At 76.6% G+C, this 1,164-nt stretch carries 1 protein-coding gene; it reads left to right on the forward strand.

The features are described 5' to 3' along the window. Positions 1-351: 351 nt before the first annotated feature. The coding region (locus N866_RS18990; RefSeq protein WP_052023271.1) for a LacI family DNA-binding transcriptional regulator at positions 352-1,164 on the forward strand (813 nt) is incomplete at its 3' end.

The raw sequence follows: 1,164 nt of genomic DNA on the forward strand, positions 1-1,164 counted from the left end.
GGCGCGGGTGATCCTCCACGGTCCCTTACCCACCCGCGCAGCACCCCACCCCTCTGCGGGGGTCGACACGGATCGGGGAGACGTGCCCGCGTCTGGCGCGGGTGATCCTCCACGGTCCCGTACCCACCCGCGCGCCCCACCCCTCCGCGGGGGGTCAACGCGGATCGGGGAGACCTGCCCGCGTCTGGCGCGGGTGGTCCTCCACGGTCCCGCGGCCTTGACTTGACCGGTCAAGAGGGCGCGGTAACGTGAGGTCCTGTACCGGTACAGACCTTCCGTCGGGCCCGGTCGGACGACGCCGCCGGCGGCACGTGTCGCCCGGGACGGCGCGGGAGGACAGGGAGGAGGGGCATGCGCAAGGTCACGCTGCAGACCGTCGCCGACGTCGTCGGCGTCAGCCGCATGACCGTGTCCAACGCGTTCTCCCGGCCGGACCAGCTCTCCACCGAGCTGCGCGCGCGCATCCTCGCGGCGGCGGCGGAGCTCGGCTACGTCGGCCCGGACCCCGCGGCCCGGGGCCTGGCTCGCGGGGCGGTGGGGGCCGTGGGCCTACTCACGCAGTCCCTGCGCCACACCTTCTCCGACGAGATCTCGACCCGCTTCCTGGGGGCGATCGCCCGCGAGCTCGCGCCGACCGGGCTCGCGCTCACCCTGCTGCCCACGCCCGAGCCGGCGGACGCGGCGCCGGCGTGGGACGTCGCCGTCGACGCGGCGATCGTCTACTCCTGCCTGCCCGGCTCGCCCGCGATCGAGCTCCTCCGTCGGCGCCGGGTGCCGCTCGTCCACGTCGACCAGCCGCCCGACGACGACGCCCCGGGCGTCAACGTCGACGACCGCGCCGGGGCGCGGGCCGCGGCGCAGCACCTCCTGGACCTCGGTCACCGCCGCATCGGCATCGTGACGGTCGGGCTGGGCGAGGACCCCGGGGTCGAGACCCGGTCCGCGGACGAGCTCCTCGCGGCGACCGCGGCGCACGCCCCGCACCAGCGGCTCCTGGGCTGGCTGGACGCGCTGGACGCGGCCGGCGTCCGACCCGTCGTCGCGCGCCAGGCGGACAACTACGTCGACACCGACGCCGGGGCGCACGCCCTGCTGGGCGCGGTGACCCGGACGGCACAGACCCCCACGGCCCGGACCCCCACGTCCCAGACCCCGGCCACCCAG

Origin of the sequence: Actinotalea ferrariae CF5-4, from assembly GCF_000603945.1 — a bacterium.
Classification (GTDB): Bacteria; Actinomycetota; Actinomycetes; order Actinomycetales; family Cellulomonadaceae; genus Actinotalea; species Actinotalea ferrariae.